The 24,021-nt window shown below is 66.1% G+C and carries 23 protein-coding genes; 12 read left to right on the top strand and 11 right to left on the bottom strand.

Annotated elements, in window-relative coordinates; all coding sequences use genetic code 11:
* Positions 1-4: 4 nt before the first annotated feature.
* Positions 5-973 (top strand): TAXI family TRAP transporter solute-binding subunit, encoded by a 969-nt coding sequence (locus tag BI327_RS34340; protein WP_076865791.1) that lies wholly within the window; start codon positions 5-7, stop codon positions 971-973.
* Positions 974-1,042: 69 nt separating this feature from the next.
* Here BI327_RS34340 and BI327_RS34335 read toward each other — a convergent pair whose 3' ends face one another.
* Positions 1,043-2,254, bottom strand: coding sequence for an ABC transporter substrate-binding protein (locus BI327_RS34335; RefSeq protein WP_076865790.1), 1,212 nt, complete (start codon positions 2,252-2,254; stop codon positions 1,043-1,045).
* A 217-nt stretch (positions 2,255-2,471) separates the two neighbouring features.
* Here BI327_RS34335 and BI327_RS34330 point away from each other — a divergent pair, with 217 nt between their 5' ends.
* Positions 2,472-3,581 (top strand): molybdopterin-binding protein, encoded by a 1,110-nt coding sequence (locus tag BI327_RS34330; RefSeq protein ID WP_076865789.1) that lies wholly within the window; start codon positions 2,472-2,474, stop codon positions 3,579-3,581.
* A gap of 9 nt (positions 3,582-3,590) precedes the next feature.
* On the top strand, positions 3,591-5,552 hold the full coding sequence (locus BI327_RS34325) for a molybdopterin biosynthesis protein (RefSeq protein WP_076865788.1): 1,962 nt from the start codon (positions 3,591-3,593) through the stop codon (positions 5,550-5,552).
* 335 nt (positions 5,553-5,887) lie between these two features.
* Here BI327_RS34325 and BI327_RS34320 read toward each other — a convergent pair whose 3' ends face one another.
* Positions 5,888-6,178 carry a hypothetical protein gene (locus BI327_RS34320; RefSeq protein ID WP_394329904.1) on the bottom strand — a complete coding sequence of 97 codons (291 nt, stop codon included), beginning with the start codon at positions 6,176-6,178 and terminating at the stop codon, positions 5,888-5,890.
* Between the two features lie 628 nt (positions 6,179-6,806).
* Here BI327_RS34320 and mobB point away from each other — a divergent pair.
* From mobB to BI327_RS34300, 4 genes are all read left to right on the top strand, one after another.
* Positions 6,807-7,334, top strand: coding sequence for a molybdopterin-guanine dinucleotide biosynthesis protein B (mobB, locus tag BI327_RS34315; RefSeq protein ID WP_076865786.1), 528 nt, complete (start codon positions 6,807-6,809; stop codon positions 7,332-7,334).
* Between the two features lie 55 nt (positions 7,335-7,389).
* Positions 7,390-7,659 carry a sulfurtransferase TusA family protein gene (locus tag BI327_RS34310; protein ID WP_076865785.1) on the top strand — a complete coding sequence of 90 codons (270 nt, stop codon included), beginning with the start codon at positions 7,390-7,392 and terminating at the stop codon, positions 7,657-7,659.
* 321 nt (positions 7,660-7,980) lie between these two features.
* On the top strand, positions 7,981-9,633 hold the full coding sequence (locus BI327_RS34305; RefSeq protein ID WP_076865784.1) for an OFA family MFS transporter: 1,653 nt from the start codon (positions 7,981-7,983) through the stop codon (positions 9,631-9,633).
* Positions 9,634-9,722: 89 nt separating this feature from the next.
* Positions 9,723-10,010, top strand: coding sequence for a hypothetical protein (locus tag BI327_RS34300; protein ID WP_076865783.1), 288 nt, complete (start codon positions 9,723-9,725; stop codon positions 10,008-10,010).
* 335 nt (positions 10,011-10,345) lie between these two features.
* Here BI327_RS34300 and lon read toward each other — a convergent pair whose 3' ends face one another.
* The 3 genes from lon to corA all read right to left on the bottom strand — a co-directional run bounded on the left by lon (position 10,346) and on the right by corA (position 14,338).
* Positions 10,346-12,724, bottom strand: a complete 2,379-nt coding sequence (lon, locus tag BI327_RS34295) for an endopeptidase La (protein WP_076865782.1) — start codon at positions 12,722-12,724, stop codon at positions 10,346-10,348.
* Between the two features lie 10 nt (positions 12,725-12,734).
* Positions 12,735-13,142, bottom strand: a complete 408-nt coding sequence (locus BI327_RS34290) for an Hsp20/alpha crystallin family protein (RefSeq protein WP_076865781.1) — start codon at positions 13,140-13,142, stop codon at positions 12,735-12,737.
* 179 nt (positions 13,143-13,321) lie between these two features.
* A complete protein-coding gene (gene corA / locus BI327_RS34285) occupies positions 13,322-14,338 on the bottom strand; it encodes a magnesium/cobalt transporter CorA (protein WP_076865904.1) in 1,017 nt (338 codons plus the stop codon).
* A 264-nt stretch (positions 14,339-14,602) separates the two neighbouring features.
* On the opposite strand from corA, the gene BI327_RS34280 reads away from it, so the two are divergent.
* Both BI327_RS34280 and BI327_RS42830 read left to right on the top strand, forming a co-directional pair.
* Complete coding sequence (locus BI327_RS34280; protein WP_076865780.1) at positions 14,603-14,878, top strand: hypothetical protein; 276 nt, start codon at positions 14,603-14,605, stop codon at positions 14,876-14,878.
* A 1-nt stretch (position 14,879) separates the two neighbouring features.
* Positions 14,880-15,044: a hypothetical protein gene (locus BI327_RS42830; protein WP_167386925.1), complete on the top strand. Its 165-nt coding sequence runs from the start codon at positions 14,880-14,882 to the stop codon at positions 15,042-15,044.
* A 9-nt stretch (positions 15,045-15,053) separates the two neighbouring features.
* On the opposite strand, the gene BI327_RS34275 is transcribed toward BI327_RS42830, so the two are convergent.
* The 6 genes from BI327_RS34275 to BI327_RS34250 form a co-directional block, all read right to left on the bottom strand.
* Positions 15,054-15,815: a slipin family protein gene (locus BI327_RS34275; protein ID WP_076865779.1), complete on the bottom strand. Its 762-nt coding sequence runs from the start codon at positions 15,813-15,815 to the stop codon at positions 15,054-15,056.
* A complete protein-coding gene (locus BI327_RS34270; RefSeq protein WP_076865903.1) occupies positions 15,812-17,206 on the bottom strand; it encodes an NfeD family protein in 1,395 nt (464 codons plus the stop codon). The genes BI327_RS34275 and BI327_RS34270 overlap by 4 nt, the downstream gene beginning before the upstream one ends.
* Before the next feature lie 121 nt (positions 17,207-17,327).
* A complete protein-coding gene (gene dapA / locus BI327_RS34265; protein WP_076865778.1) occupies positions 17,328-18,257 on the bottom strand; it encodes a 4-hydroxy-tetrahydrodipicolinate synthase in 930 nt (309 codons plus the stop codon).
* Between the two features lie 10 nt (positions 18,258-18,267).
* Complete coding sequence (locus BI327_RS34260; RefSeq protein ID WP_076865777.1) at positions 18,268-18,522, bottom strand: hypothetical protein; 255 nt, start codon at positions 18,520-18,522, stop codon at positions 18,268-18,270.
* 114 nt (positions 18,523-18,636) lie between these two features.
* Positions 18,637-18,912 carry a hypothetical protein gene (locus BI327_RS34255; RefSeq protein WP_083742312.1) on the bottom strand — a complete coding sequence of 92 codons (276 nt, stop codon included), beginning with the start codon at positions 18,910-18,912 and terminating at the stop codon, positions 18,637-18,639.
* A gap of 13 nt (positions 18,913-18,925) precedes the next feature.
* Positions 18,926-19,390, bottom strand: coding sequence for a hypothetical protein (locus BI327_RS34250; RefSeq protein ID WP_076865776.1), 465 nt, complete (start codon positions 19,388-19,390; stop codon positions 18,926-18,928).
* 541 nt (positions 19,391-19,931) lie between these two features.
* Between BI327_RS34250 and BI327_RS34245 the strand changes: the two genes are divergently transcribed.
* The 3 genes from BI327_RS34245 (at position 19,932) to kdpB (ending at position 23,979) form a co-directional block, all read left to right on the top strand.
* Positions 19,932-20,021 carry a K(+)-transporting ATPase subunit F gene (locus BI327_RS34245; RefSeq protein ID WP_016846764.1) on the top strand — a complete coding sequence of 30 codons (90 nt, stop codon included), beginning with the start codon at positions 19,932-19,934 and terminating at the stop codon, positions 20,019-20,021.
* Between the two features lie 118 nt (positions 20,022-20,139).
* Positions 20,140-21,843 carry a potassium-transporting ATPase subunit KdpA gene (gene kdpA, locus BI327_RS34240; protein WP_076865775.1) on the top strand — a complete coding sequence of 568 codons (1,704 nt, stop codon included), beginning with the start codon at positions 20,140-20,142 and terminating at the stop codon, positions 21,841-21,843.
* Between the two features lie 24 nt (positions 21,844-21,867).
* A complete protein-coding gene (gene kdpB, locus BI327_RS34235) occupies positions 21,868-23,979 on the top strand; it encodes a potassium-transporting ATPase subunit KdpB (protein WP_076865774.1) in 2,112 nt (703 codons plus the stop codon).
* Positions 23,980-24,021: the final 42 nt, after the last annotated feature.

Genomic DNA, 24,021 nt, shown 5'->3' with positions numbered 1-24,021 from the left:
CGGAATGAAATTCGCTGTTATGATTTGCGCCGGCGCGTTGCTGATTGCGGGCGGCGTGGCGGCGCAAGAGGGGAGCAGGACCATTTCCAAAACCACGATCAGCTTCGCCACGGCGACGCCGGGTGGCGGCTTTCCGCTCTATGGCAATGCGCTTGCCGAGGTGATGAACGCAGCCGATCCGACGCTGTCGATCGAGCCGCGCAACACCAAGGGCTCCAACGAGAACATTCCGCTGCTCGAGGCCGGCAGCGTCGACATCGCAACGGTTGCGGGTGAACCGTCCTACGAGGCCTTCATGGGCATCGGCCGGCCGAAGGCCACCAAGCTGAAGATCCTCACCGCGATGTATTCGAGCCCGGGCATGTTCGTGGTGCGTGCCGACAGTCCCTACAAGACGATCCAGGATCTGGTCGGCCAATCGGTCGCGTTCGGCGCCAAGGGTTCGGGCCTGCCGATCCTGTCGCGCTACATCCTCGACGGCATCGGGCTGAAGCAGGACGAGGACTTCAAGTCGATCTATCTCGATCGCGCCGGCGATGGGCCGGCGATGGTCGAGGACGGCCGCGCTGCTGCGCTGTGGGGCGCCGGCATCGGCTGGCCCGGCTTCACCAAGATGGCCGAGAGCGCGAGCGGGGCACGTTTCATCGCGCCGACCGCAGATGAGATCGCGCGCATCCGCGCCAAGCACACCTTCCTGAAGCCGCTGACGATCCCCGCGGGCAGCTATCCGAAGCAGAGCGAGGCAATCTCCTCGGTCGGCTCCTGGAGCTACGTCCTGGTGCGCGAGAGCCTGCCCGACGATGTCGCCTACCGGCTGACGAAGGCGCTGCACGGCGTCGAGGCTGATTTCTGCAAGAAGCTCGCCCAGGCCTGCGAGACCACGGCGGCGAACACCGTCGCCGCCGCGCCCGATCTCAATCTGATCCACCCCGGCGTGCTGAGATATTTCCGCGAAATCGGGGTGGCGAAATAGAACCGCGAATGGTTTGGGGCGAGTGGCGAACGACGACATCCGTTCGCTACTCGCTGCCACATTACGCAGTCATTTCTTCACCAGCGGGCACGCCGGGTCCGGCGGACCGAACGCGTCCTCGCCCGAGATCTTGGCCAGGATCTTGTAATAGTCCCACGGATATTTCGACTCGGCCGGCGTCTTGACCTGCACCAGCCAGAGATCGTGCACCATCAGATTGTCCTCGCGCAGTCTGCCGTTGCGGGCGAAGAAATCCTCGACCGGCTTCTCGCGCATCTTGGCCGCGACCTTGAGCGGATCGTCGGTGCCGCTGTCCTTGATCGCGCTCAGATAGGCGGTCACCGAGGAATAGACGCCGGCCTGCCACATCGTCGGCATCCGGTTCATCTTGGCGAAATAGCGCTTCGACCATTCCCGGGTCTTGTCGTCCATGTCCCAGTAGAACGAGGTCGTCAGCAACAGGCCCTGCGCGGCCGACAGTCCGATCGAGTGGACGTCGGTGATCAGCGCCAGCAGCGCGGCCATCTGCTGCCCGCCGGCGAAGACGCCGAACTCGGCGGCGGTCTTGATCTCGTTGGTGTTGTTCGGCGGTCCGCCGGCAATGCCGATGATCTTGGCCTTCGATGCCTGCGCCTGCAGGATGAAGGACGACAGATCCGGCGTCGCAAACGGCGGCCGCACCGCGCCGAGCACCTTGCCGCCGTTCTTGGTCACGATCGCGGAGGCGTCCTTCTCCAGCGAATGGCCGAACGCGTAATCGTCGGTGATGAAGAACCAGCTGTCGCCGCCGCGCTTCACCACCTCCTGCGCGGTGCCGACCGCGAGCGCGCGGGTGTCGAACACCCACTGCATCGTATAGGGCGAGCAGAACTTGCCGTGGAAATCGGTCGCGCCGGTCGAGTGGGTGATGAACAGCTTCTTCTTCTCGTTGGCGATGTTCTGCACGGCGAGGCCGACCGCCGAGACCGGCACGTCGACGATGAGGTCGACCTGATCGACGTCGTACCAGCGCCGCGCGATGGTCGCGCCGATGTCCGGCTTGAGCTGGTGATCGCCGACGATCACGGAGATCGGCTTGCCGAGCACCTTGCCGCCGAAATCGTCGACCGCCATCTGCGCGGCGGTCACCGAGCCCTGTCCGGTCGGCGTCGAGGCCGGGCCGTTCATGTCGGTCAGCACGCCGATCTTGACGATGTCGTCGGATACCTGCGCCGATACGGTCGAGGAGGCCAGCAGCGCGGCTGCGAGCGTCCCGAACATGGCTAGTCCTTTGGCGATCATTCTGTCTCCCTCCTGAATTGGCGCATTGGCCATTATGGTTGTCCCGGGCCTCTGGAACCCGGTCATATTGGTTTCTTTTGCAACTAGTTTGGGGTCGGCGTCAACGCACCATCGGTCTAATGACGGGGATCGGGCCGGCCCAGGAACGGCCCAGGGAACGGCTCGAGTAACGGTTCAAGCCGGTTTCCTTCGGGGCCGATTCAGTCCATAGCGGGCCATGGTCACCGCCCAGCGCCTTCCGGCTTCGCTCACCCCGCTCGATGCGGCGCTGGCCGCCATGCTGCGCGACCTCGCCCCCGTCGAGCCGGTTGAGCTACCGCCGGCCGAGGCGCTGCGCTGCATTGCGGCCGAGATGCCGGCCTTGCGCGCCTACCCGCCACGCGATGTCGCGGTCGGCGACGGCTGGGCGATGCGCGCCAATGATCTGGTCGGCGCGTCGTCCTATGCGCCGCTGCCGCTGGCCGAACGCCCGCTCTGGGTGGCAGCCGGCGCGGCGATGCCCGACGGCACCGATTGCGTGGTCGATGCCGATGCGGTCGATGTTTCCGGTCCGTTGCCGCAGGTACTTGCCGAAGCCATCCCGGGGCAGGGCGTCCGGCGTGCCGGCAGCGACATTGCCGCCGGGCGGGCCGTGATCGCGGCGGGAGAGCCGCTGCTGCCGCGTCATCTCCTGCTCGCGCGCGCGGCCGGAGTGGCGCGCTTGCGCGTCCGGCGGCCGCGGCTTCGCATCGTCAACATCTCCAACGGTGAGCTGGCCGCGCAGCTGATCGCTGACACCGCGCAGCTCGCGGGCGCTGAGATCGTCTGCACCGAGGCGGCGCCGGATATGGCGGCGATTGCGGATGCGCTCGTGGCAGATGGCTGCGACCTGATCGTCACGATCGGCGGCACCGGCGTCGGTCACACCGACGCGACGGTGAATGCGCTGGCATCGCGCGGCGCGCTGATCGCGCACGGCATTGCCCTGCAGCCCGGGCGCACCGCGGCGGTCAGTCGGATCGATGCAATGCCGGTCGTCGCCTTGCCGGGCGCTCCCGATCAGGCGTTCGCGGCCTGGTGGGCGATTGCGCTTCCCGTGCTTGATCGGCTGTTGGGCCGGCGCGCGCGCAAATCGCTGGCGCTGCCGCTGGAACGCAAGATCGCTTCCGGCGTCGGCATTGCGGAGGTCGTGCTGCTGACGCGTCAGCATGGTTCCTGGTCCGTGATCGCGATCGGGGACCTGTCGCTCGACGCCATTGCGCGCGCCGAAGGCCTGCTGATCGTGCCCGGCGGCGCGGAAGGCTTCGCTGCGGGCACGGTGGTCGATGCCTATATGTTGCGGGAGTGAGTTCCCGAGATGAGCAATATCTTCACGCCGAAACCAAATGCCTCTGTCGAGCAGGACCAGTTCCTGACCATCCTGTCGCGCGAGGACGCGATCGCGCGCTTCGAGGCGGCGCTGTTCCCGCGCCCATTGCCGTCCGAGGCGCGGCGGCTCGCCGATGCGCTCGGCCGCGCGCTGGCGGAGGACGTGGTGGCGCCGATCGACGTGCCGCCATTCGATCGCTCCAATGTCGACGGCTTTGCCGTGCGTTCCGCCGATCTTGCGCGCGCGGGCGAGGGCGCGCCGGTGCAACTCACGCTGAATGACGAGACCATTTCGTGCGGGACCGCGCCGGCCCTGCCGGTGCTCCCGGGGAGCGCGACCGCGATTGCGACCGGCGGTCCGGTGCCGCGCGGCGCGGACGCGATCGTGATGGTCGAGCACACCCAGCCGGCCCGCCGCGCGGGCGGCAATGGCGCCATCGAGGTCCGGCGCGCGGCGTCGCCCGGGCAGTTCGTCTCCTATGCCGGCTCCGACATCGCGCGCGGCGAGGCGCTGCTGCGCGCGGGAACGATCATCGGGTCGCGCGAGATCGGCATGCTCGCCGCCTGCGGCATCGCCGAGGTTCAGGTGACGCGCCGTCCGCGGGTTGCGATCCTCTCGACCGGCGACGAGCTGGTGCAGCCGGGCGAGACGCTGCGGCCGGCCGCGATCTACGACACCAACGGCGCGATCGTCACGGCGGCGATTGCCGAGAACGGCGGTGACGCGGCGTTCCTCGGCGCGATCGCGGACGATGAGGCGATGCTCGAAGCCGCGATGCGCAAGGCGCTGGCCGAGAGCGACATGCTGGTGCTGTCCGGCGGCACCTCCAAGGGCGCGGGCGACGTCTCGCACCGGATCATCGCTCGCCTCGGCAAGCCCGGCATCATCGCGCATGGCGTGGCGCTGAAGCCCGGCAAGCCGCTCTGCCTTGCGGTCTGCGACGGCAAGCCGGTGGTCATCCTGCCGGGCTTTCCGACCTCCGCGATGTTCACCTTCCACGACATGATCGTGCCGGTGCTGCGGCGGATGGCCGGCCTGCCGCCGCGCTCCGATGCCAAGGTGGAGGCGACGGTGCCCGTGCGCATCGCCTCCGAGCTCGGGCGCACCGAGTTCGTGATGGTGTCGCTGGTCGAAGGTGCCGAGGGCCTGATCGCCTATCCGAGCGGCAAGGGCTCGGGCGCGATCACGTCGTTCGCGCAGGCCGACGGCTTCCTGAAGATCGAGGCGCTGGCCGACCAACTGCCGGCCGGCAGCGACGCCGCGGTCACGCTGTTCACGCCGCACGTGCGGGTGCCAGACTTGGTCATCGTCGGCAGCCATTGCACCGGGCTCGATCTCGTCACCACCCCGCTGGCGCATGCCGGGCTCGTGGTGCGTTCGATCGCGGTCGGCAGTCTCGGTGGATTGGCGGCCGCCAAGCGCGGCGAATGCGATCTCGCCCCGATCCATCTGTTCGACGACAAGACCGAAACCTACAACACGCCGTATCTGGCTGACGGCCTCGAGCTCGTGCCGGGCTGGCGGCGCATGCAGGGCATCGTGTTCCGCAAGGACGATGCGCGCTTTGCCGGCTTGAGCGCAGAGGAGGCGGTGCGCGCCGCGCTCGCCGATCCCGCCTGCATCATGGTCAATCGTAACCAGGGCGCCGGCACCCGCATCCTGATCGATCGCCTGCTGGGCGGCCACCGGCCCGACGGCTACTGGAATCAGCCGCGTTCGCACAACGCGGTTGCCGCCGCGGTGGCGCAGCATCGCGCCGACTGGGGCATGACGATTGCGCCGGTCGCCCACGCGTCCGGGCTCGGCTTCATTCCGCTGGCCGAAGAGCATTACGACTTCGCGCTGGTGACGGCGCGCAAGCAACGCCCCGCGGTGCAGGCCTTTCTCGATGCGCTGGCGTCGGAAGAGGGGCGGGCGGCGTTGACGGCGGCGGGATTCCGGCCGGCGTAGCCAGATTGTTGGCGTTCTGCCGCACCAATCACAACTGTCGTCCCTGCGAAAGCAGGGACCCATACGCCGCGGCGGTTGTTGTCGAAGGGACTCGTCGTTCCAGCGACGTTCAACAATGACCATTTGTGGTTATGGGTCCCTGCTTTCGCAGGGACGACACTGAGGATGGTTCTCGATCCAAGATGCCAAACATGCGGTGTCGTTACCCGCGAAAGCGAAAGCGGGCGATCCAGCGTGGCGGTGCTTGAGCCGAGAGGCCGCGGCGTACCGGATCGCCTGATCGAGCCGGGCGATGACGGTTGTGGTGTGGACGCATCGCCGCCGGCGGGGCCGGCTCAGTGCCGCATCGCCGTCTCGACGAACTCCAGCACCGAGCGCGGGACCTCTTCGTATTCGACAAAACGGCGCCGCAGCTCGTCGGCAATATCGGTGGTCACGTCGCGCGACCATCCCTCGTTGGTATTGAAGGCCACGATGCGCACCGGATGGCTGTACTGGTCATCAAGCATACGCCGGATCAGCGTCTTCCGGTCGGTGCCCTCTTCATCGGTTTCGCACCAGGCTCGGCCAAGCCGGCCGAAATCGTTCAGCACCAGATAGGTGTCGTGGTCGATTTGATGCGGCACGATCGAAGGCGAGCGAGGCATATGGCGTGGTCCTCCTGCGATGCACGATATCGTGGTCGGGTTGCCCCATGCATTGGAAACTTCGAGGTATATCCGTTGATAGTCGAATGACGCGCGACATGAGACGAAGGGCGCAACGATTGCCTTGGAGCAAAGCGTCCCGTCGCTGGTTAATCTTCCATCACCGGCATGACCCCCCTGTCGTGGGCATCGGTGGCTGAGCGACCCATGGGGCACCCACCTGGTCAGGGAGCGGTGCGATGTTCAGAAGGCTTCGCTTTAGGAATACAACACTGGAAGAGGTCCTGGCGGTTGGCACGCAGCGTGTCCGGAAGCGGTTCCGAGTGCGTTGCCCGCCCGCGCGAGAGAACCGGTCGCGAAGGTTTGCCAAGCCGGGGCGGCCTGTCAGTCAGCGGAACGCGTGATTCCTGTGGAATAGCGCCGCGATGATCCCGAAGCGGGCGCGTCTGCGGCCTGGTCGCGTTTGCGGTCGGCGCAGCCGCTCCAGGAGTTTCCAAAGGCGCTCCAGCAGGCCGCCCATCGTCATCGTCCGCCGGCGGGGCTGGCATGACATTGCGCCAAGGCTGATATAAGCAGCGTTGGACGCTGGATGTCTTCGGAGACGGGTATGAAAGTGATTGGCCTCGCGGGCTGGAGTGGCGCCGGCAAGACCACCCTGCTGTCGCGGGTGATCCCCTATCTGCAGGGGCGGGCCTTGCGCGTCTCCGTGATCAAGCACGCCCATCACGAATTCGATGTCGATGTGCCCGGCAAGGATTCCTGGGTGCACCGGCAGTCCGGCGCGACCGAGGTGCTGGTGTCCTCGACGCGGCGCTGGGCGCTGATGCATGAGCTGCGCGGAGCCCAGGAGCCGCGGCTGCCGGAGCTGCTCGCCAAGATGGCGCGGGTCGATCTGGTCGTCGTCGAAGGATTCAAGCGCGAGCCGGTCAACAAGATCGAGGTGTATCGCGCCGCCAACGGCAAGCCGCTGCTGTTTCCCGACGACCCGCGCGTGGTCGGGATCGCCAGCGACGTCGCTATCGAGACCACGCTGCCGGTCGCGCATCTCGACGACATCGCGGACGTTGCCGAATTGATGTTGCGTTCCGCGATCCCCGTCGACGATGTGCTCGCTTCGGCGCCGGCGGATAGCTGAACAGGTGAGGGGCGCCGGCGTTGACGATGCGTGACGGCTTCGCCATGGTCCAACCATGACCACGACAAAGCTCGATCTCACCGGCCTGAAATGCCCGCTGCCGGCGCTGAAGACGCGCAAGGCGCTGAGGAGCGTGACGGCGGGAGATTTCCTCGAAGTGCACTGCACCGATCCGCTTTCGGTGATCGATATCCCGGCCCTGATCCAGGAGACCGGCGACAGGGTCGAAATCACCGAACGAAGCGACGTCCGGATCGTTTTCCTGATCGAGAAGGCGAATGGAACGATAGATAATTCAAATGCTGCAGCGCCGCGTACGCGCTAGATCCAGCTTGATATCTACCTTTTGCCAATCGACACCTATTTTCCATTCTGCGCGAATTGATAATGTCCACGGGGTTGTGGAGATGAAGTCGTGCCCGGATCCGGGCACGTGGGGCAGTGCAGGGCAGGCATAACGTTCAGAGCGGGCCGTGCGGCCGGGGCATATCCGGCCGCATCGGGGGTTAGCATTTCCGGAATGCGCGTGGCTGATCCCGGCGCATGCGGGAATGGGTGGAGCAATGTGAAGATTGCGCCGCAAGGGATGGGACGGGATCGAACACGGCAGAACGCCTGACGCAACGGCGGCTGCAGGGAGGGTTCAATGACGACGATGAGCAGCGCCGGACGCGTATCGGCTGCAGGTGCAGGCTTCCTCGACAAGGAACACACGATCGCGACCGCCGGCTTCAACCGCTGGCTGGTGCCGCCGGCCGCGCTGTGCATCCATCTGTGCATCGGCATGGCCTACGGCTTCTCGGTGTTCTGGCTGCCGCTGTCGCGCGCGATCGGGCTGACCGCGCCGAAGGCGTGTCCCGACATTTCGCTGGTGCAGGAATTGTTCACGACCACTTGCGACTGGAAGGTCGCGAGCCTCGGCTGGATGTACACCTTGTTCTTCGTCGTGCTCGGCGTGTCCGCCGCGGTGTGGGGCGGCTGGCTCGAGAAGGTCGGACCGCGCAAGGCCGGCTTCGTCGCCGCGCTGTGCTGGTGCGGCGGCCTGGTGCTCGGCGCCATCGGCATCATCACCCATCAGCTGTGGCTGATGTGGCTCGGCTCCGGCGTGATCGGCGGCATCGGGCTCGGCCTCGGCTACATCTCGCCGGTGTCGACGCTGGTGAAATGGTTCCCCGATCGTCGCGGCATGGCGACCGGCATGGCCATCATGGGCTTCGGCGGCGGCGCCATGATCGGCGCCCCGCTGGCCGACAGGCTGATGAACTACTTCAAGACCCCGACCTCGGTCGGCGTCTGGGAAACCTTCCTCACCATGGGCGCGATCTATCTCGTGTTCATGATGATCGGCGCGTTCCGCTATCGGCTGCCGCCGTCCGGCTGGCAGCCGGACGGCTGGACGCCGCCCGCCAAGACCAACGCGATGATCTCGACCAAGAACGTTCATCTCGACAACGCGCACAAGACGCCGCAATTCTGGCTGATCTGGTGGGTGCTGTGCTTGAACGTGTCGGCGGGCATCGGCGTGATCGGCATGGCATCGCCGATGTTGCAGGAGATCTTCGCCGGCAAGCTGATCGGGCTGCCCAATGTCGGCTTCAATGCACTCGATGCCTCGCAGAAGGCGCAGATCGCGGCGATCGCCGCCGGCTTTGCCGGCCTGCTGTCGCTGTTCAATATCGGCGGCCGCTTCTTCTGGGCCTCGTTGTCGGACAAGATCGGCCGCAAGAACACCTATTACACGTTCTTCGTGCTCGGCATCGTGCTCTACGCGCTGGCGCCGACCTTCGCCGCGATGGGCTCGAAGCTCCTGTTCGTGCTCGGCTTCGGCATCATCCTGTCGATGTATGGCGGCGGCTTCGCCACCGTGCCGGCCTATCTGGCCGACATGTTCGGCACCCAGTTCGTCGGCGCGATCCACGGCCGACTGCTGACGGCATGGTCGACCGCGGGCATCATCGGCCCGGTGGTGGTGAACTATCTGCGTGAGTTCCAGCTGGCCGCCGGCGTGCCGCGCGACCAGCTCTACAACACCACGATGTACATCCTGTGCGGCATGCTGATCGCGGGCTTCATCTGCAACTATTTGATCAAGCCGGTCGATCCGAAGTGGCACATGAGCGACGCCGAAGTGGCCAAGCTGCAGGAAGCGACGGCGACCGCCGGCGCCGGACCGAGCGGTTCGTTCGGCATCGGCAAGGGCGGTCTGGACGGCCGGGCGGCGCTGTTCTGGCTGTTCGTCGGCATCCCGCTGGCCTGGGGCATCTACATGACGCTGCTCAGCGCGGTCAAAATTCTCTGATCGCGACCATCGTCGCCGCGGGTTGCCGATTGCCGGCGCCCGCGGCGTTCGCTTTATTCAATGAACAGAAATGGGATTGGGGGATTTCAATGCTTCGCACCCGGATTTGCCTTGCCGTCGCGCTGCTTGCCTTGGGGCTTGCCTTGGGGCTTCATGCCGCGTCGGCCCAGACCGCGGCGCCGGCCGCGCCGGCACCGGCCGCCACGACGGCCAAGCCGTCGAAGATGAAGCTGACGATGGAAAAGCTGAAGGCGATGAAGGCGCAGTGGCGCGCCAACAAGCCCAAGCTGAAGGCCTGCCGCAAAGAGGTGAAGCAGAAGGGCCTGATCGGCGACGAGCGCTGGTTCTACATTTCAGATTGCATGGGCAAGAGCTGAGCGCTGCTCTGAATGTGTTGAACTTCCGCGGAGAGGGCACGCCGTGCGGCACCCCTCTCCCTAACCCTCCCCCCCGCAAGGGGGGGGGGGGAGGGAACCCTTCCGCCTCTGCCTTCCTTACACGCGCGCAACAAAGGACGTGCTTCCTGCGCGGCGTAGTGTCAGGTGAGCACGCCGACAAGGCTCCCTCCCCCACGCAACCGGGGTTTACCCCGGTTGCGCATCGTGACTTTGCGCAAGTCGGGCAAGCCCGACTTGCGGCGGGGGAGGGTTGGGGAGAGGGGTAAGCCCCGGGCGAGATGATCGACGCGGAGCGCACCTCCTTCCGCTTGTCCTCACTCCGCTGCGGCGGGCGTCATCTTGGCGGGCTCCAGCGCGGCGGCGATCGCTTCGTCGACGCGTTCGAGCCAGATGAACTCCAGCTTGGCGCGGGCGCCGGCGGGGATGTCGTCGAAGTCGCGCCTGTTGCGCGCCGGCAGCATCACCCGGGTCAGGCCCGCGGCCGCGGCGGCGACCACCTTCTCCTTGATGCCACCGACCGGAAGCACGAGGCCGCGCAGTGAGATCTCGCCGGTCATTGCGGTGTCGCTGCGCACGGTGCGGTCGGTCAACAGCGAGGTGAGGGCGGTGAACATCGCAACGCCCGCGCTCGGGCCGTCCTTCGGCGTCGCACCAGCGGGAACGTGGACGTGGATGTCGCTCTTCTCGAACACGCCGGGGTCGATGCCGAGTTGTGTCGCGCGGCTCTTCACCAGCGTCATCGCGGCCTGCACGCTCTCGCGCATCACCTCGCCGAGCTGGCCGGTGAGGATCAGCGCGCCGCGGCCCGGCGTGCGCGAAGCTTCGATGAACAGGATGTCGCCGCCGACCGGGGTCCAGGCAAGCCCGGTGGCGACGCCCGGGATGCTGGTGCGCATCGCGATCTCGTTCTCGAACCTGGGCTGGCCGAGCAGCGACACGATGTCCTTTGGCGCGATCGTGACGTGGCTGGTGCTGCCTTCGGCAATCTGCACCGCGACGTTGCGCAGCACCTTGCCGATCTCGCGCTCCAGGTTGCGGACGCCCGCCTCGCGGGTGTAGTTGCGGATGATCAGCCGCAGCGCGTCCGGATCGATCTCGACCTGCTCGGCCTTGATGCCGTTGGCCTCGAGCTGGCGGCGCACCAGATAGCGCTTGGCGATCTCGAGCTTTTCGTCCTCGGTGTAGCCGGCGAGGCTGATCAGCTCCATGCGGTCGAGCAGCGGACCGGGCACGCCGTCGAGCATGTTGGCGGTGGCGATGAAGACGACGCGCGAGAGGTCGAACGGCACGCCGAGATAATTGTCGCGGAAGGTGCTGTTCTGCTCGGGGTCGAGCACCTCGAGCATCGCGGCCGACGGATCGCCCTGGATGCCGCGGCCCATCTTGTCGATCTCGTCCAGCATCATCACGCAATTGCGCGCGCCGGCCTTCTTGATCGCCTGGATGATGTTGCCGGGCAGCGCGCCGATATAGGTGCGGCGATGGCCGCGGATCTCGGCCTCGTCATGCACGCCGCCGAGGCTGACACGAACGAACGGCCGCGACATCGCGCGCGCGATCGATTGGCCGAGCGAGGTCTTGCCGACGCCGGGGGGCCCGAGGAAGCAGAGGATCGGCGCCTTGCCGCCGGGCGCGAGCTTGCGCACCGCGAGATATTCGATGATGCGGCTCTTGATCTTCTCGAGGCCATAATGGTCCTGGTCGAGGATCTTGCGGGCCTCGGCGATGTCGATCGGCTTCTCGTCCGGAATGCTCCAGGGCAGGTCGATCAGCCAGTCGAGATAGCTGCGCACCATGCCGGATTCGGCCGCCGCCTCCGGCATCCGCTCGTAGCGGCGCAATTCCTTTTGCGCCTGGCTCTCGGCCTCCGGCGGCATCTTGGCTTCCACAATCGCCTTGGTCAGCTCGGCGACCTCCGCCGCCTTGCCGTCGCCTTCGCCGAGCTGGCGCTGGATCGTCGCCATCTGCTCGCGCAGGATCGCCTCGCGCTGCCGCTCGTCGAACACCGCCTTGGTCTTCTGCCCGATCTCCTGGCTCAGCCTGAGCACCTCGATGCGCTCGGCGAGATGGCGCGACACCTTGTCCATCCGCGCCACGAGATCGACGGTCTCGAGGATGTCCTGCTTCTCCGCCGGCTTGATGTCCATGTAGGAGGTCGCAAGGTCGGCGAGGGTTGCCGGCGAGGTCGTGCCCTGCAGCGCGGCGATCAATTCCTGCGGTACCTGCGGCAGGAGCTGCGCCGCCTCAAGCGCCTGGCGCTGCAGATTGAGGAAGCGCGCCTCGATCTCGGGCGAGGTGGTGGTCGGTTCGGGGATCTGCAGCACGCGCGCGGCGAGGAATGGCGTGCCGGGCAGGTAGTCGAGCACCCGCATGCGTTGCACGCCCTGGCAGACCAGATGATGGGTGTCGTCGGCGCCGGTAATGTAGCGCACGATGTTGGCGACGGTGCCGACGCGATAAAGCCCGTCGGGGCCGGGATCGTTGGCCTCGGGATCACGCTGCAGCAGGATGCCGATCGGCCGCTGCTCGCGCACCGCCTGCTGGGCGGCGGCGATCGAGGTCGCGCGCGCGATCGTGATCGGAATGATGACATCGGGAAACAGCACGGTGTTGCGCACCGGGACGATGATCGTCGCGTCGCTCGGGATCGGCGTCGAGGTCGATGCTGGGCTTGAAACGTCTGCGATAGCCATGTCGATATCCTCAGCTCGATTTTCCGAGCCGCAGGCCGACGCAGCCATGCGCGGCAAAGCGGCTGATGGTGTAGCGGCCGGTCGGCAGCGTGATGCGGCGCTCGAACCGGCCCTGCGGCAGCTCGAGGCGCAGGATGCGGGCGTTGCGCAGCTCGGAGGGCAGGGTGCGGCGGCCGGAGATGACCAGCGTGCCGCCGTCGAGCGCGGCCTCGACCTCGTCGGGATCGACCCCCGGCAGCGCGACCAGGATCAGGATTTCCTCCTCGGTCTCGATCACGTCCATCGGCGGTTCCCAGCTCGGCTCGCTAGAGCCCGCGCGCGGGTGCAAATTGAGGAAGCTCTGGTGCAACCGTTCGGCGCGGGCGAGCGCCTCGATCGCATCCGACAGCATCCAGTTGATCTGATCCTTGGGCCGCATGGGCACTCTCCACGTCGCATTGGGAGGCAACGTTACCGGTCTTGCCGCCGACCGTAAACCGGCCCCTCCCGCCGCTCACCGAGGGTAAAATTGTCCGAAATCTCGCGAATTGCAGCATGGCTGCGATACGCCGTTGCATTCTGCCCCGGACCGGGATGGCGCGATGTTGTGATCGCGGACTACAGCCAGCCGGAGCGCCTGAACCGCCAGAACAGCGCGCCGCATGCGGCCAGCATCAGGCCCATCACGACGAAATAGCTGTACTCCCATTGCAGCTCCGGTATGTATTTGAAATTCATGCCGTAGATGCCGGCCACCGCGGTCGGCACCGCAACGATCGCAAGCCAGGAGGCGAGCTTCTTGGAGATCGCCGTTTCCTGCGCCTGGCCGACCAGCAGGCTTGCTTCAAACGCGAAGGCGAGCACCTCGCGCAGCGAATCGATCCGCTCCTGGACGGTGCGGACGTGGTCGGTGACGTCGCGGAACAGCGGACGCATGGTCTCGCGCACCATCGGCAGGTTGTCGCGCTCCAGCCGGCGGCAGACCTCCACCAGCGGCCCGACCGCGTTGCGCAGCCGCAGCAGGTCGCGTCGCAGCAGATAGAGCCGCTCGATCTGCGCCCGCGTCATCGCGCTCGCCAGCACCTCCGCCTCCATGGTCTCGACCTCGTCCTGGATGGTCTCCAGCACCGGCGAGTAGTTGTCGACGATGAAATCGAGGATGGCATAGAGGATGTAGTCCTCGCCGCGGGCGAGCGCGCGCGGGCAGCTCTCGCAGCGTTCGCGGACCGGCGCGTAGGATGTCGAGGCGCCGTGGCGCACCGAGACGATGTATCCCTCGCCGACGAACAGATGCGTCTCGCCGAAGGTGATGCTCTCGCCCTCGAGCTGCGCGGTGCGCGCCACGATGAACAGCGCGTCGCCATACTGCTCGATCTTCGGCCGCTGATGCGCGTGATCGGCATCCTCGATCGCGAGGTCGTGCAGCTGGAATTGCCGCTGCAAGCTTTTCAGCAGCGTCATGTCGGGTTCGTGCAGGCCGATCCACACCACATGATCCGGCTTGTTGCGCCAGCTCGCGGCCTCGTCGATCGCGATATTGGCGACGCGCCTTCCCTCGACATAGACGCCCGCCGCGATCACGCCATCGGAGTGGACGGGTCCGGCGGTTGCGAGATTTGGCGATCCGAGGTTCATGGTCTTCACCCTCGACGCGGTGATCAAATCCGCTTGACGACAATTCGCGATCAAAAAGCTAGCACCGAATAGAAGCTGGTCAACACGCGCGGGGACGTCGTGTTCCGCCTTGCAGGGGCCGTCGCGGTAAGCCGCCCTGGGGCCTGCCGGTGCTTATGCGGCTCCTATGCCGCACCGCGGCGGGTCCTCTCGAATTCCTACGGCCTTCCCCGCATCTTGGCTGTGACGCGGCGCGCTCGCGCGCCGCCAACCGGAAGGTGGGACATGACCTTGCTCCAACTCCACGATGTCCGGCCGCAACGTTCGGCCGGTACCGTCAGCCCCGTACTGAAGCGGACGATCCGGCGGATCGGCCTTGCCTTCAAGACGATCCATCGCGCGATCGCCGCAGCAAAAATCCATCGGCTGCGCAACGAGCTGTTGCTGCATCGCGGCCATGAGAACTGGGCTCGCGCCGATCTCAAGGTCGGCATGCCCGGTGGCGATGCCGAGAGATATCCGCGGGCCCCGGTCGTGCTCGGCGAAAAGTGGGACTATTGAGATGCGTGTAGCTTCGTTCATCGCCGTCCTGCCGCGTCGCGCCGCGGAAGGGCTGCTCAAATTCCTCGCCTGGATCGGTGAGGAACCGATCGGCGGTTACCGGCCCGAGGCGCATTACATGCGCGGCCCGGGTCCTGCGTGGCGGGCCAAGCATCACGGGCACTAGCAAGTCGGATCACGTCGCTTCACGTCGCGGCGTCAGGTGATCGAGCAGGTTCATCGGCAGCGGAAACACCACCGTCGAGGAGCGCTCGCCGGCGATGTCATGCAGCGCCGCGAAATAACGGAGCTGCATCGCCTGCGGCTCCTGGGCGAGGATCCGGCCGGCCTCGACCAGCTTCTCGGCGGCCTGCTGCTCGCCCATCGCGTTGATCACCTTGGCACGCCGTAACCGCTCCGCCTCGGCCTGCTTGGCGATCGCCCGCACCATGGTCTCGTTGATGTCGATGTCCTTGATCTCGACCGCGGTGACCTTGATGCCCCAGACGTCGGTCTGCTTGTCGAGGGTCTCCTGGATATCGGCGTTGAGCCGGTCGCGTTCCGCCAGCATCTCGTCGAGCTCGTGTTTGCCGAGCACCGAGCGCAGCGTGGTCTGGGCAAGCTGGCTGGTGGCAGCCATGTAGTCGCTGACCTTGATGATGGCGCGTTCGGGATCGACGATGCGGAAGTAGAGGACGGCGTTGACCTTGACCGAGACGTTGTCGCGCGAAATCACGTCCTGCGGCGGCACCACCTGTACGACGACCCTGAGATCGACCTTCACGAGCTGCTGCACCACCGGAATCAGGATGATCAGCCCCGGGCCCTTCACCCCGGTGAAGCGGCCGAGCGTGAAGATGACGCCGCGCTCGTATTCGCGCAGCACGCGCACCGCCTGAGTCAGGAAGATGACGACCAGCAGCGCGACCGCCGCATAGGTGAAATAATCAAGCATCATGCTGTACCTCCTTCGCCGGTCGCGGCTGGCGCACGCCGCACCACCAGCGTCAAATCGATGATGTTGGCGACCTCGACCGTCTCTCCGGCCCTGAATGTCTCGGTGCCGCGCGCCTGCCAGCGTTCACCATTGGTGAAGACGTGACCTGAAGTCTCCGACCAGTCGAGAACCTCGGCCGATAGCCCGCGCATGGCTTGCGCACCTGTCTGGACCGGGCCGTTGCGGGCGCGGCGCAGCGCGCCGAGCACGACGAGAATGAGTCCGGTGAACATCGCCGCGACGATGCCGATGAGGGGCCATGACAGGGTGTATCCGGGCGCCTCGATCCGGAACAGCATGGCGGCGCCCAGCACGAAGGCGACGATGCCTCCGAGGCCGATCACGACCGTCGGGTTGAAGGCTTCGATCGCGAGCAGGGCGATCCCGACCAGCATCAGGCCGAAGCCGGCGTAGTTGATCGGCAGCATGTTGAGGGCGTAGAGGCCGACCAGCAGGCAGATCGTCCCGACCACGCCGGGCGCCACGGCTCCAGGCGACATGAACTCGAAGATCAGGCCGTAGATGCCGACCATCAGGAGAACGAATGCGATGTTGGGGTCGGTGATGACCGCCAGCGCGCGCGAGAGCCAGGTGGGATCGATGGCTTCGATCACGTCATCCTTCGTCGCCAGGGTTTGCGTCTTGCCGTTTGCGAGCTCCACCGTCCGGCCGTCGATCTGCCTGAGCAGGTCGGCGGGATCGCGCGCGGTGAATTCGATGACATTGGCTTGCAACGCGGCGTTGGCGGAGAGGGTGGCGGCATCGCGCACCGCCTTCTCGGCCCAGTCGGCATTGCGGCCGCGCAGCTCGGCGAGGCTGCGGATGAAGGCGACGGCATCATTGGTCACCTTCGCCGTCATCGCATCCTTGGCCTCGGACGGCTTGCTGCCGTCCTTGTCCTTGCCGTCCTTGTCCGGGGTGCTGCCCGGCAGGCCCGGCATCGGCCCGCCAATCTGCACCGGCGTCGCGGCGCCGATATTGGTGCCGGGCGCCATGGCCGCGAGATGGGTCGCATAGAGAATATAGGTCCCGGCGCTGGCGGCATGGGCTCCGGACGGAGCAACGTAGCCGATGACCGGAACGGGCGAGGCCAGCACGTCGGTGATGATCTCGCGCATGCTGGTGCTGAGACCGCCCGGCGTATTCATCCGCAGGATGACGACCTCGGCGTGCCGCTCGGCGGCCTTTGCCAGCGCATCCTTGACGTAGCTGGCCGATGCCGGCCCGATCGCACCATCGATGGAAATGGTCAGGGCAAGACGGTTGTCGTCCGTGGCCGTACCGGGACGGCTGGAAACAACCAAAGCGACCAGTGCGATCGCCACAACGAGAGCCGCCTTGAAGGTCTGCACGGCAAGCACTCCCTTGCCGTGGATATGGGGCGCGGTTCCGGAACCTCAATATGGCGCGGCGTCACGGACGGCGCTGGCGCGGGCCATTGTGCATTGCGATGGCTTGCGGTGCGTCCGGATCTCACTGCGCGGCGGCGAGATACTCGTCGGCAAGCGCGGCCATCGCCTGCGCGACCTCGGCTTTTGCCCTTGAATCGAGCTGCACGATCGGCAGCCGCGTCGCCGGTTGCATAAAGCCCAGCAGCGCCAGCGCGAATTTCAGGGCGGCGGGATGCTCGCGCTCCAGCAGGCTTGCAAGCGGCGCCAGCCGCTGATGCAGCTCGCGGGCCTGATACAGCCGGCCCGCGCGGAAATGCCTGTGAACGGCCACATAGAGGTCGGGCGCGACGTTTGCGACGGCCGAGATGCAGCCGTCGCCGCCGGCCGCGAGCCAGGCCAGCGACGAATTGTCGTCGCCGGTCAGCATCCGGAACGTCGCGGGCAGGCGTGAGCGCAGGCGCGCCAGCCGGGCAACATCCCCGCTGCCGTCGCGCAATCCGGCGAAGCACGGCGATGCGGCGAACTCGAGCAGGGTCTCGTCGGCGAGGCCCTTGACCGTCCGCGACGGAATGTCGTGCAGGATCACGGGCAATGTCGTGGCCGCGGCGACGGCGCGGAAATGCGCCGCCATGCCGTGTGGCATCGGCTTGTTGTAATAGGGCACGACCGACATGATGGCGTCGGCGCCGGCCGCCTGCGCGGCCCGCGCGAACATGACGGCGCGGTCCGTCGCGTTCGATCCGGCGCCGGCGATGATCCGCACCCGCTTGCGTGCGACGCGGGCGGCGACGTCGACCAGCTGCACGCGCTCCGCGGGCTCCAGCGTCGCGCTTTCGCCCGCGGTCTCGCCGACCACCAGCGCCGAGGCGCCGGCCGCGATCTGGCGCTCGCACAGCCGGCCGAACGCATCGGTGTCGATTTCGTCCCGGTGGTTGAACGGGGTCGGAAGATCGGGGATGAAGCCCGACAGCCATTCGGCCGTGTCAGCTCGCGATGTCGTTGTCGACGTCATGGGAGGTGGCTCAGGCCACGCGGCTGGTGGGGAGGCTTGTGGTCTCGCCGCGCATATCGAGCTCGATCTCACGCGACAGCTCGATGATCATTTCGGGGTGCTGGCCGTTCTCGAACAGCGCGTATTTGACGGCCTGGGCGCGGTTGACGAACAGGCCGCCATAGAGGCCGTTCTGTTGCTGGGCGACCCACTGGCCGCGGTGGTTGCGGCCGATGAAGACAATGGTGGACGCTGCGCTACACGAGGGAGGTTCGACGAGTTTCACGGTGGTAGTCCTTTGGGTCACAGTCACGCGATCAATGTCTGTTGTGCCGGATATGAAATCGAGCGCGGCGGACGGCCGACTTCATAGGAGCGGCATAGGATTTTCGGGGATGGCTCAGAGACCCTGGACGATGCCGGTGCCGAGCGCGCACAGCGCGACATAAGCGGTCATCTCGTCCCAGTGATTGAGGTTTGCGGCCAGCGGCATTTCGCGCTTGGCAATCCCGGCGAAGGCGCAGATCACGGCTGACATCGCCAGCAGCGTGACCAGGCCCTTGCCGAAGCCTGCGCCGGCGAACGCAGCAAAGCCGATCATGATGGCAAGACGGAAGCCGAACCGGACCATGACCTGGACCGATTGCAGCTGCCGCGGCAATTGTTCGGTGTTCACGACAGCGCCGCCATCAACTGATGTTGTCGACGAACAGCGGCTCGTAGAGCGAGCGCGGTTCGCGGCGGACGGTAGGCACGCTGCCGCGGCTTTCAGGCGCAGCGATCTTCTGCGCCTCGACGAAGGCGCTGAGGATCGCGAGCGCAAGATCCGTGTGGTGGGTCTCGATCGACTGGTCGAGCCAGTCCGGCAGCTCGCGTTCGCGCGACAGCGCGCAGTGCCATTCGCCCTCGTCATAGACCAGGCGGCGGACCTGCCATTGCGGCAGCTCGAGATCGAGCAGCGCGATCGCCGCATCGGTCCAGGCGCAGGACTGGATCAGGCGCTCGACCCGCGAGGTCTTGCAGCTCTGCCCGGCCGAAGGAAAGCGGCGGCAGGTCTGGCTGATGATATCGGCCATGAACTCGGCAGTGACAGCGTAGGCGTCGCGCAGCCGTTCGCCGAGGTCGGTCGAGGTGTGTTCGGAAAGTACAGACATCGCGTCATCTCGTTTCACGCGCGGCCCAACACATTGGCCGCACCTTTCAAAATGGCCCTGATGGCCGTTGGAAAGCGAGATAAGGGAAGGGGCCGAGATATAGGGATTCCATAAAGACGGAACTGACCCTTTCTCACCCTCCCCTGGAGGGGGAGGGTCGCTTCACATCGCGTTAGCGATGCGAAGCGGGGTGACGGTCCCTCCTCGTCCAACGGTGCCCGTGTGGAGAGATCACCCCACCCCGGCTCGCATTCCGCTTCGCTGCATGCGAACCGACCCTCCCCCTCCAGGGGAGGGTAAGGGATCGCCAGTGGCACTTATACAATTCCTATAACGTCCATATTCCCCACCTCTCGAAAACCTATGCCCCGGATGGCACCTCACGGCGATCCGGTGCGGAGCGCCTATACGGTCGCCCGCACCCTCGGACGCATAGGAGTCTCTCATGATGGACATTCTCATGGCGGCGCTCGCGATCGGCTTCTTCGCGGCGGGCATCGGCTACGCTTACGCCTGCGAACGGCTGTAAGGGGAGGCGGCGATGATCTTTGATTACTCGCTCGCCGGCCTCGTCTCGCTCGGCCTGCTGTTCTACCTCACCTATGCGCTGCTGCGGCCCGAACGCTTCTAGGCGGCCGCGATGTCAGCGCTTTGCACCATTCTCCTCGCCGACGCGGTGCTGACCGGGCTGTTGCTCGGCATGTTCGCGTCGCTGCTGCGCTTCGCACCCATTCGAAAGGTTTGACGCGATGACCGTCATCGGCTGGATTCAAATTATTCTGTTCTGCGCGATCGTTGCCGCGCTGGTCAAACCGCTCGGCTGGTACATGACCCGCGTGTTCAACGGCGAGCGCACCTTCCTCTCGCCCGTGCTGCGCCCTCTCGAGCGCGGCATCTACTGGGTCGGCGGCGTCGACGAGCGGCGCGAGCAGCACTGGCTGACCTACACGGTCGCCATGCTGCTGTTCCATGTCGGCGGCTTCGCCCTGATCTATGGCCTGATGCGGCTGCAGGCGGTGTTGCCGTTCAACCCGGCGGGACAGTCCGCCGTGGCGGAGGATCTCTCGTTCAACACCGCGATCTCCTTCATCACCAACACCAACTGGCAGAACTACGGCGGCGAAAGCACGCTGTCCTATCTGGTCCAGATGCTGGGCCTGACCCACCAGAACTTCCTGTCGGCGGCGACCGGCATCGCGCTCGCGATGGCGCTGATCCGCGGCTTCACCCGTTCGTCGATGCGCACGGTCGGCAATTTCTGGGTCGACGTGACGCGCTGCACGCTTTACGTGCTGCTGCCGATCTGCATCGTCTATGCGCTGTTCCTGGTCTGGCAGGGCATGCCGCAGACGCTCGGGGCCTATGTCGATGCCACCACGCTGGAGGGCGGCAAGCAGACCATCGCGCTCGGTCCGGTGGCCTCGCAGGTTGCGATCAAGATGCTCGGCACCAACGGCGGCGGCTTCTTCAATGCCAATGCCGCGCATCCGTTCGAGAACCCGACCGCGCTGTCGAACCTGGTGCAGATGATCTCGATCTTCGCGCTGGGTGCTGCGATGACCAACGTGTTCGGCCGCATGGTCGGCAATGAACGTCAGGGCTGGGCGATCTTCGCCGTGATGGGCGTGCTGTTCGTCGCCGGCGTTGTCGTCACCTACTGGGCGGAAGCCAACGGAACCTCGCTGCTGCAGGCATACGGCCTGACCGGCGGCAACATGGAGGGCAAGGAGGTCCGCTTCGGCATCGTGGCGTCCTCGCTGTTCGCCGTGATCACCACCGCGGCGTCCTGCGGCGCGGTCAACGCCATGCATGACAGCTTCACCGCGCTCGGCGGCATGATCCCGCTGATCAACATGCAGCTCGGCGAGGTCATCATCGGCGGCGTCGGCGCCGGCTTCTACGGCATGCTGCTGTTCGTCGTGCTGGCGATCTTCGTCGCCGGCCTGATGGTCGGCCGCACACCTGAATATGTCGGCAAGAAGATCGAGGCCCGCGAGGTCAAGATGGCGATGCTCGCGATCCTGGTGCTGCCGCTGATGTATCTCGGCTGGACCGCGGTCGGCGTGGTGCTGCCGTCGGCGGTGGCCTCGATGGCCAATGCCGGCCCGCACGGCTTTACCGAGGTGCTCTATGCCTTCACCTCGGCGACCGGCAACAACGGCTCGGCCTTCGCGGGCCTCACCGGCAACACGCTGTTCTACAACCTGACACTGGCGTCCGCGATGTTCGTCGGCCGCTTCTTCATGATCGTGCCGGCGATGGCCATTGCAGGTTCGCTGGTCGAGAAGAAGTCGATCCCGGCCTCGGCGGGCACCTTCCCGACCACCGGCGGCCTGTTCGTCGGCCTCGTCATCGGCGTGATCCTGATCATCGGCGGTCTCACCTTCTTCCCGGCGCTGGCGCTCGGGCCGATCGTCGAGCACCTCGCCATGAACGCCAACACCCTGTTCTGATCTGATATGTCCGGAGTGACATCCATGGAAACCACAAGACTGCAGAAGCAGGTGACGGCGTCGACCATGCTCGACCCGAAGATCCTGGTGCCCGCGATCAAGTCGGCCTTCGTCAAGCTCGATCCACGGCTGATGATGAAGAACCCCGTGATGTTCGTGGTCGAGGTCGTGGCGGCGCTGACCACCGTGATCTTCGTCCGCGACCTCGTCACCGGCAGCGCCAATATCGGCTTCACCTTCCAGATCATCCTCTGGCTCTGGTTCACGGTGCTGTTCGCCAACTTCGCCGAGGCCGTCGCCGAAGGCCGCGGCAAGGCGCAGGCGGAGTCGCTGAAAAAGACCCGCACCGAGAGCCAGGCCAAGCTCTTGACCGGCACCGACCGGACCTACCGCATGGTGCCCGGCACCTCGCTGAAGGTCGGCGACGTCGTGCTGGTCGAGGCCGGCGACAACATCCCGTCCGACGGCGAGGTGATCGAAGGCGTTGCCTCGGTCAATGAGGCTGCCATCACCGGTGAATCCGCGCCTGTGATCCGCGAGTCCGGCGGCGACCGTTCGGCGGTTACCGGCGGCACCCAGGTGCTGTCGGACTGGATCCGCGTCCGCATCACCGCGGCCCAAGGCTCGACCTTCATCGACCGCATGATCAAGCTGGTCGAGGGCGCCGAGCGCCAGAAGACGCCGAACGAGATCGCGCTCAACATCCTGCTCGCGGGCCTCACCATCATCTTCGTGTTCGCGACCGTGACGATCCCGAGCTATGCGGCCTATGCCGGAGGCTCGATCTCGGTTGTGGTGCTGGTGGCGCTGTTCGTCACGCTGATCCCGACCACGATCGGCGCGCTGTTGTCGGCGATCGGCATTGCCGGCATGGACCGCCTGGTGCGCTTCAACGTGCTGGCGATGTCCGGCCGTGCGGTGGAAGCCGCCGGCGACGTCGATACGCTGCTGCTGGACAAGACCGGCACCATCACGCTCGGCAACCGCCAGGCGACCGCGTTCCGGCCGATCCGCGGCGTCTCCGAGCAGGATCTCGCCGATGCGGCGCAGCTTGCCTCGCTCGCCGACGAAACCCCGGAGGGCCGCTCGATCGTGGTGCTCGCCAAGGAGAAATACGGCATCCGCGGCCGCGACATGCATGAGCTTGCCGCGACCTTCGTGCCGTTCACCGCGCAGACCCGCATGAGCGGCATCGACGCCGGCGCAATGTCGGTCCGCAAGGGCGCGGTGGACGCCATCCTCGCCTATGTCGATGGCGGTTCGCCGCGTACAGTCGCCTCAGGCAACACGGTCCGCGCGGTCGCGGCGACGATGAGCGCGGAAGCGCGCGAGGTCCAGGCCATCTCCGACGAGATCGCCAAGGCCGGCGGCACGCCGCTGGCGGTGGCCAAGGACGGCAAGCTGCTCGGCGTCGTCCACCTCAAGGACATCGTCAAGGGCGGCATCCGCGAGCGCTTTGCCGAATTGCGCCGCATGGGCATCCGCACCGTGATGATCACCGGCGACAACCCGATGACCGCGGCCGCGATCGCGGCCGAGGCCGGCGTCGACGACTTCCTGGCGCAGGCAACGCCCGAGGACAAGCTCAAGCTGATCCGCGATGAGCAGTCCAAGGGCAAGCTGGTCGCGATGTGCGGCGACGGCACCAACGACGCGCCGGCGCTGGCGCAGGCCGATGTCGGCGTCGCCATGAACACCGGAACCCAGGCTGCCCGCGAGGCCGGCAACATGGTCGACCTCGACTCCAACCCGACCAAGCTGATCGAGGTGGTCGAGATCGGCAAGCAGCTGTTGATGACCCGCGGCGCGCTGACCACCTTCTCGATCGCCAACGACGTCGCCAAGTATTTTGCGATCATCCCGGCGATGTTCCTCGCGTTCTATCCGCAGCTCCAGGTGCTGAACGTGATGCACCTGGCGAGCCCGCAAAGCGCGATCCTGTCGGCGATCATCTTCAACGCGCTGATCATCATCGCGCTGATCCCGCTGGCGCTGAAGGGCGTCAAGTATCGCGCGGTCGGGGCCGGCGCGCTGCTCAGCCGCAACCTGATGATCTACGGTCTCGGCGGCATCATCATCCCGTTCATCGGCATCAAGGCGATCGACCTCATCGTCGCCGCCCTGGGCCTGGCCTAACAAAGGAACATCATTGCGAGCGAAGCGAAGCAATCCATCTGT

Source organism: Bradyrhizobium mercantei (assembly GCF_001982635.1).
GTDB classification, from domain to species: Bacteria; Pseudomonadota; Alphaproteobacteria; order Rhizobiales; family Xanthobacteraceae; genus Bradyrhizobium; species Bradyrhizobium mercantei.
Note: the sequence above shows the minus strand (reverse complement) of the source record. Positions and strands in the feature narration are given on the sequence as shown.